Source organism: Streptomyces sp. NPDC007025 (genome assembly GCF_042869455.1).
Classification (GTDB): domain Bacteria; phylum Actinomycetota; class Actinomycetes; order Streptomycetales; family Streptomycetaceae; genus Streptomyces.
Window position 1 is genome coordinate 106,267 of sequence record NZ_JBIAFT010000006.1, and the last position, 7,633, is coordinate 113,899.

Annotated in this window: 5 protein-coding genes and 1 pseudogene; 4 read left to right on the forward strand and 2 right to left on the reverse strand. The window is 74.3% G+C overall.

The window, feature by feature from the left end; genetic code table 11:
- The first annotated feature begins 78 nt into the window (after positions 1–78).
- On the forward strand, positions 79–735 hold the full coding sequence (locus ACFYMO_RS13675) for a maleylpyruvate isomerase N-terminal domain-containing protein (protein WP_366772870.1): 657 nt from the start codon (positions 79–81) through the stop codon (positions 733–735).
- A 181-nt stretch (positions 736–916) separates the two neighbouring features.
- On the forward strand, positions 917–2,641 hold the full coding sequence (locus tag ACFYMO_RS13680; protein ID WP_388546305.1) for a glycosyltransferase family 2 protein: 1,725 nt from the start codon (positions 917–919) through the stop codon (positions 2,639–2,641).
- Positions 2,642–2,671: 30 nt separating this feature from the next.
- Here ACFYMO_RS13680 and ACFYMO_RS13685 read toward each other — a convergent pair whose 3' ends face one another.
- Positions 2,672–3,400, reverse strand: coding sequence for a 4'-phosphopantetheinyl transferase (locus tag ACFYMO_RS13685; RefSeq protein ID WP_388546579.1), 729 nt, complete (start codon positions 3,398–3,400; stop codon positions 2,672–2,674).
- A gap of 120 nt (positions 3,401–3,520) precedes the next feature.
- A pseudogene (locus ACFYMO_RS13690) lies at positions 3,521–4,363 on the reverse strand (metallophosphoesterase family protein); the annotation flags it as partial.
- 324 nt (positions 4,364–4,687) lie between these two features.
- Between ACFYMO_RS13690 and ACFYMO_RS13695 the strand changes: the two are divergent.
- Positions 4,688–6,256, forward strand: a complete 1,569-nt coding sequence (locus tag ACFYMO_RS13695) for a LuxR C-terminal-related transcriptional regulator (RefSeq protein ID WP_388546308.1) — start codon at positions 4,688–4,690, stop codon at positions 6,254–6,256.
- A gap of 75 nt (positions 6,257–6,331) precedes the next feature.
- A complete protein-coding gene (locus ACFYMO_RS13700; RefSeq protein ID WP_366772867.1) occupies positions 6,332–7,549 on the forward strand; it encodes a cytochrome P450 in 1,218 nt (405 codons plus the stop codon).
- Positions 7,550–7,633 lie beyond the last annotated feature (84 nt).

A 7,633-nucleotide genomic window follows, 5' to 3' on the forward strand; every position in this document is an offset into this window, starting at 1 on the left:
TATGCCATCGCTCGGCGATCGAGAACATCGCCCCGAATCCGGTTGTCCGCCGGGTGCGTGCCGCACTAGCGTGCCGGCGTGGATCTCTTCGCCTGCTCGTGGACGGCGCTGCGGACGGCGGTCGCCACACTCCCGGACGCCGACTTCGCGCAGCCCTCCGGGTGCGCCGGCTGGCTCGTGCGGGACCTGGTGTGCCATCTGGTCATCGACGCGCAGGACGTCCTGATCACCCTCGCCACCCCGACCGGGAGCGAGCCGACCGCCGACGCGGTGACCTACTGGGAGGTCGCCGACCGGCCGCCGACCGGCGAGGACCCGCTGGACGCGCTCATCGTCCGGCTGGCCGCGGCGTACCGGGAGCCGCACCTGCTCACCTTCCACCTCGACGACGTCGGCTCCGCCGCCGGCCGCGCCGCCGCACTGGCCGACCCGCTGCTGCGGGTGCGCACCCGTGGCCAGGTTCTCACCGCGGGCGACTATCTCGCGGCCTACGTCCTGGAGTGGACGCTGCACCACCTCGACCTGGTCGCCCATCTGCCGCACGTGGCGGGGCCGCCCGCCGAGTGCCTGGCCCGGTCCCGCGCCGCGCTGGAGGAGATCGCCGGTGCCGCGTTCCCGGCCTCGCTCGGCGACCGGGACGCGCTCCTGATCGGCACCGGCCGCCGGGCCCCGACCGCTGCCGAGCGTGCCGAACTCGGCGCCGCGGCCACACGCGTGCCGCTCCACCTGGGGTGACCCCTCCCCGGCCGGCCCGGGGACCGGGGAGCGCAAGGCGGGTGCCGTCCGGCGCCGGGCGCGAACCGGCCGGCCTCCGCCGCGGTGCTCCGGGGCGCATGGCCCGGCGGCTCGCGGGCACCCGGGCCCGGTTCATCGCCCCGACCAGCACGGGCGCCCAGGACCGGACGGAAGGCCGCAGTTGGACACCGCGATATCCCATACCCCCGCACAGCCCCTCAAGGTCAGCGTCGTCGTCCCCGCGTACAACACGGGTGACGCGGTACTGACGGGGCTGCGCTCGCTCCTGGCGCAGACGATGCCCCGCTCCGAGTTCGAGGTCATCTACGTCGACGACGCGTCCGACGACGACACAGTGGCGCTGCTGGAGGAGGAGACGGCAAAGCGTGGCGCGGAGGCGACCGTCCGCGTGGTGCGGGCCGCGCACTCCGGCTGGCCCGGGCGTCCCCGCAACATCGGCACGGACCTGGCCCGCGGCGAGTTCGTGCACTACGTGGACGACGACGACCGGCTCGCGCCGGAGGCGCTGGAGCGGTTGTACGCGCGGGCCCGGGAGACCGGCGCGGACATCGTCGTGGGACGGATGGCCGGACACGGCCGCCCGGCGCCGCGCGCTCTGTTCGAACAGCCGCGGGCCGCGGCCGACCTGCGGACCGACCCCGCGCTGCTGGGCTCGATGACGGTGCACAAGCTCTTCCGCCGGGCCTTCCTGCGGGAACACGGACTGCGGTTCGCGGAGGGCAGGGTGCGGTTGGAGGACCACCTGTTCACCCTGCGCGCGTATCTCCTCACCGGCCGGGTGGCCACCGTGCACGACTACACCTGCTACCACTGGGTGCGCCATGCCGACGGGAAGCAGAACGTCAGCTACGCGCAGATCGAGCCGTACTCCTACATCGACAGCGTCCGGCGGGTGCTGGCCGTCCTGGACGCCGCCGACACCCGGGTGCCGCCGGGCCCGCTGCGGAACCGGCTGGTGGCCAGGTGGTACGGCAAGAAGGCACTCGACCGGATAGCGGGCAGGCGCCTGCTGGACCAGCCGGCGGACCGCAGGACCGCGTGGTGCGAGGCGGTCGGCGCGCTGGCCGCCGAGCTGCCCCCGGAGACGGACGCGGCCCTGCCCACCCGGCTGCGGATCGTCGCCGCCCTCGCCCGGCACGGGGACCGCGCGCTGCTGGAGGAACAGGCCGGGTTCGAGGCCGGTGTCGTGCACCGGCCGCGGGTGACCTCGGCCCGGTGGACGGACGGGCAGCTCACCGTCCGGTGCTCGACCGGGCTGGTACGGCGCCGCGGCCGGGCCCGGGGCACCGCGCCGCTCGCCTTCGCCCGCACCCGGGAGGGCGAGGGGCGGCTGCTGCGGCTGCCGGAGCGGGTGGCGGCGCTGCCCGCCGCTGCCGAGCGGGCCGACTTCGCCAAGGCCGTGCGGCGCAGCAATGTGCGCGGCCAACTGCGCCACCGGGAGGGCGGAACGGTGCTGAACCTGCCGGCCAGCCGGCACGTCGTGGAGGAGCCGTACCGCCCGGGGCGGCCGGCGGGATGGCCCGCCCGGCTGTCGCGGGTGATGGCGCGGGTGCCGGCGGCGGTGGCGGCGAAGGCGCCCGGAGCGCTCGCCGGAGCGGCGGCGCGGGCTGCTGCCCGGCTGCGCGGCGCGGGGCGCGACCGCCGGGAGTTGCGCACCCTGCGGTGGGAGTCGGAGTTCACCGTCGATCCGGCCACGGCCGACCACGGTCGGGCGCTGGCCCCCGGCACCTGGGATCTGCGCTTCCAGCTGGGCTGCGGCGGCTGGCGCACGTCCCAGCCGCTGCGCGGGTACGCGATCGAGGTGCCGGAGACCGCCGGGCCGGACGGGGAACCGGCGGCTCCCCGGGGACAGGACCGGGCCGTCCGCGGCGCGGCCGCGCGCTGACCGCCGGCCCGGCCGTCCACGGGCGGGCCGTCAGGGGACGGTGAGCGGGGGCATGCCGTCGGCGTCCCGGCCGCGGCCGGTGGCGCCGGGTGCCGGGGCCGGCCGGTCGTGTCCGGGTGTGGTGGCCGGCAGGGTGATCGCGGTGATCAGCAGGTTGTCGCGGCACAGCCAGTGCCCGGTGAACCCGCCCAGGGGCCTGCCGCCGACCGTCGGCCCCGGGACCAGAAGCCGGGCCGTGAAGGTCCCGTTCTCCCGGTCGATCTCGATGTGCGCCTCCTCGAAGTCCAGTTCGCGGCGGGTGAGCGGATACCACACCTTGAACACCGACTCCTTGGCGCTGAACAGCAGCCTGTCCCAGCGGACTCCGGGCGCGGCGCGGGTGTGCGCGGCCACCCACTCCCGTTCGCGCTCCAGCGAGATGAGATCCAGGACCCCGGCCGGGCAGGGTTCGTTGGGTTCGGCGTCGATCCCGACGCCGATGACCTCCCGGCTGCGGGCCACGGCGGCGGCCCGGTAGCCCTCGCAGTGGGTCATGGCGCCCACCACGCCCTCCGGCCACTGCGGGGCGCCGCGCCGGTCGGGCAGCAGGGGGACGGGCCGTACGCCGAGGCTGCCCGCGGCCCGCCGGGCGCAGTGCCGCACGGTGGCGAATTCCCGCTGCCGGCGCGGCACCGCGTGGTCGATCACCTGCGCCTCCCGCGGGTGGAGATGGTCGGCGGGCGCTCCGGGCAGGTCGGTGAACGCCTCGGCGGTGGCCACCGTGGCGGGCAGCAGCGCGCGCAGCAAGGTGCTCTCCCCGGCCGGAGCCGTCGCCGCGAGCGGAGCCTCCGCGGCCGGAGCCGCCCCGATCGCAGGACCCGCTGCCGGAGCGGTGGCGGGCGAGGGCGGTGGTGGGACGGTGGCGGGCAGCACCGGGCGCAGCGGCTCCCGCGGTTCGCGGGGCTGCCACTCGCGCGGGTAGCCCACCGAGACTTCCTCGAACCTGATTCCGTCGTGCCAGCTGACACGGGGGATGTGCAGATGGCCGTAGACGACGGCCGCCGCCCGGAAGCGGCGGTGCCAGTCGGCGGTCAGTTCGGTGCCGCACCACTGCGCGAATTCCGGATGGCGCAGGATCCTGGTGGGTTCCCGGACCAGCGGCCAGTGGTTGACCAGTACCGTCCGCTGCCCGGTCGTGAGGGCTTCGAGCCGGCGCCGGGTCCACTCGGCGCGGGCCCGGCACCAGGCGTCCGGGCTCGGGTAGGGGTCGGGGTGCAGCAGGTACTCGTCCGTGCAGACCACGCCGGCCTCGTGCGCCCGGCGCAGCGACTCCTCCTTGGTCGCCGTTCCCGGGGCGCGGAAGGAGTAGTCGTAGAGGACGAACAGCGGCGCCACGGTGACCGGTCCGCCCGCGCCGTGCCACACCGGGTAGGGGTCCTCGGGCGTGGCCACGCCGAGGCCGCGGCACATCTCCACCAGCCGCCGGTAGCGGCGGTCGCCGCGCAGGGTCACCGGATCGGCGGGATGGGTCCACAACTCGTGGTTGCCGGGGGCCCAGAGCACTTTGGCGAACCGCGCGCTCAGCAGCCGCAGAGCCTGTTCGACGTCCGTGAACCGTTCCGCGACGTCCCCGGCGACGATCAGCCAGTCGTCGTCGCTGCCGGGGCGGAGGGACTCCAGCACGGTGCGGTTCTCGCGGAAGGCGACGTGCAGGTCGCTGACCGCCAGCAGCCTTCCGGCCATGACTCCACCCCCGTCCGCGAGGGGCGACGTGCGCCCGGAGTGCCCGCGCCGGCCGGCGACCGGCGGGCGGTGCTCGCTGCCGCATGGAAACAAGCACCCACCCGGCGTGTCAACGGCTGCCGGAGGCGCTGCGGACCGGGACCGGCGCTCTGCCGGGCGTCGCCGCCTCCGGCGGACCAGGCGAGCAACTTGCTTGGTCTATACAGGAGTTCCAGTTCCCGTACCGATCGGTATGTGATCAGGGATACACTCCCGGCCCGCCGGTGCATGCGCATCGCGAAGCTGGTCGAAGATGCCCTTATGGAGGCGTACATACCCTTCTCCATGGCGCGATCCTTCCGCCGGGAGGATGTCCCTGTCCTCGACCACGATGTCCCCGACCGCAGCGTCCCCGACCACGGCGTCCCCGACTTCGACGCGGTGCTGCACGAGCAGCTCGCCGGTCCGGACCACCGGCTCGCCGAGATCAACGGGGAGCTGGCCAGAATCGGTACCTGCGACCCGGGCGCACTGGCACTCCTGCTGGAGGCGAGCAGGTGCTATCTGCAGAAGAACGACCATCTGCGGCAGGAGTACTACGCCGCGCAGGCGTTCGAGCGCGCGGTCGCCTTCGATGACCGCGGTGCCGTCGCCGAGGCGGGCATGTCGCTGGCGCTGTCCGGCTGCTGGACCGGCGGGCTCTACACGGCCCGGGTGCACGCCGACCGGGTGGCCGCCCACCTCGACCGTGCCGACGACACCGCCGTCGGCCGGCTGCTGCCCTTACTCACCGACCTGTCCTGGGTGGAGAGCCAGCTCCAGCGGTTCCCCGAGGCCGAGGCGCACCAGCGCCGCGGCATGCGGGTCGCCGAGGCGCTGCAGGAGTGGCGGCACGCACTCCTGCTCCGCGTCCTGCACGGCGCCACACTGCGCGAGCTCGGCCGGCTCGGCGAGGCCGAGCGGCACACCCTGCATGCCCTGCGGACCGCGGAGACCCGCGGCCACCCGGACCTGGTGGAGACGGCGCTGATCGCGCTCAGCGAGATCGCACTGGAGGCGGGCGACAACGAGCGCGCCCGTGAACTGGCCGAACAGGCGCGGACCGTCACCCCGTTCCGCGGCCCGTTCGAGGACGCGGCGCTGGTGCTGATCGGGATGACGATGCTGCGCACCGGGTCGCTGCGGGACGGCCGGGACACGGTGCTGGAGGCGGTGGGCGGCAAGCGGCTGCCGCTGGTCCCGTTCGTCGGCCGGGCCCGCGTCTACGCGGTGCTGGCCTCGGCGGACTCCTCGCTCGACCAGCACGGCGAGGCCCGCGAGTGGAGCAGGCTGGCCATGAGCAGCGCGCTGGCCTGTGGCATGAACCGGGCCCACGGCTACGCCCAACTCGCCCACGCCGAGGCGGTGCTCGGCTCCGACCCGGACGGCGCGCAGCGCGCGGCCGACGCCGCGTGTGTGGCCTTCGAGCGCGGCCGGGCCCGGCTGGGGCTGGCCGCCGCGTATCTGATGGCCGGGGCGGCGCACGGCCGGAAGGGCCGCCGCCGCGCTTCCCAGTCGGCGCTGGCCCGGTCGGAGGAGCTCTACCGGGCCTCCGCCGCACCGGTCGCGGCGGACAACGTCCGGCTGCTGCGGGCGGCCGGGCGGTCGGCCCCCGCCGGCGACGCGGGCCCGGGGCCGATCGAGTGCCTGTCCCCGCGGGAGCTGCAGGTGGCCCGGCTGATCGCGCGCGGCAGCTCGAACCAGCAGATCGCCAGTGCACTCGACATCAAGCTGAACACCGTCCAGGTCCACGTCGGCCGCATCCTGCGCAAGCTGCGGGTCGGTTCGCGGGTGGCGGTCGCCCGGGTGGTCATGCTCGCGGAGTCGACGGCGGCGTCCGACCGGGCGGCCGTACCCGCGGGCGGGGGTAACTGATTCTCGTTATTGGCAGGTTCGCGTACCGGCCCATAGGTTCGAGACGCCCTTGAGGGACAGGAGAGGTGGAAGCGTATGACGACCTTGACCGGGCCCGGCCGCGAAGTCCTCGACATGTCGTTCTTCCAGGATCCGTACGCGGTCTACGACCGCCTCCGGGTGGAAGGACCCGTCCACGCGATGCGGACCCCCGACGGTATCGACGTCTGGGTGATCACCCGCTACGAGGAGGCCAAGGAGGCCCTCTCCGACGCCCGGTTCACCAAGGACTTCTCCGGTGTTCCGGACATCTTCGCGCAGCAGAGCACCGGTGTGTCGGCGCACGAGGGGTACACCGACATCCTCACCAAGCACATGCTCTTCGCCGACCCGCCGGACCACACCCGGCTGCGCGAACTGGCGGCCAAGGCGTTCACCCGCCGCCGGGTCGAGGCCCTGCGCCCCGAGATCCAGCAGATCGTCGACGGCCTGCTGGACACGATCTCCGCCACGGGCGAGGTCGACCTGCTGCGCTCCCTCTCGTTCCCGATGTCGATGGCCGTGACCTGCCGGCTGCTGGGGATCCCGCCGGCCGACGAGGACGCCTTCCGCACCTGGACCGAGACGATCTTCACCACCAACGACCCGGCCCGGATGAACGAGGCGGTGCGCGGGGTCGACCAGTACCTGGTCGACGTCATCGAGGCCAAGCGGGCCGACCCGGCCGACGATCTGATCACCGCGCTGATCAACGCCCGCGAGGACGGCGACCGGCTCAGCGACCGCGAACTGGTCTCGACCTGCGCGCTGATGTTCGTCGCCGGTTACGAGACCACCGCCAGCATGGTCGGCAACGCCGTGCTCGCGCTGCTGAAGAACCCCGACAAGCTGGCCGAACTCAAGGCGGACCCGTCGCTGATGCCCAACGCGGTGGACGAACTGCTGCGGTTCGACGGCCCGGTCAACGTGGCCACCCTGCGCTCCACCGCCACCGACGTGACCGTCGCCGGCACCACCATCCCCAAGGGCCAGTTCGTCCTGGTCTCGCTGATCGCCGCCAACCGCGACGGTGAGAAGTTCCCCGAGCCGGCCCGGCTGGACTTCACCCGGCCGCTGGGCGGCAGCCTCGCCTTCGGCCACGGCATCCACTACTGCCTCGGCGCACCGCTCTCGCGGGTGGAGATCGAGGTGGCGCTGAGCAGGCTGCTGGCCCGCTTCCCGGACCTGAGCCTGGCCCGGGAGCCGGAGACCCTCCAGTGGCGCAACAGTCTGCTGGTCCGCGGCCTGAGCACACTGCCGATCCGGCTGCACTGAGCGAGCCGCTCCGCCGGCCGTGAGCGAGGGCCAGGGGAGCGGCGCACTGACGGGGAACAGCGGGGGCACGGGAACGGGGAAGCC

What these genes read in the sequence shown, in the direction of transcription:
- ACFYMO_RS13695 (WP_388546308.1), top strand. Translation starts at nt 4,688, where the DNA reads ATGGCGCGATCCTTCCGCCGGGAGGATGTCCCTGTCCTCGACCACGAT.
- ACFYMO_RS13700 (WP_366772867.1), top strand. Translation starts at nt 6,332, where the DNA reads ATGACGACCTTGACCGGGCCCGGCCGCGAAGTCCTCGACATGTCGTTC.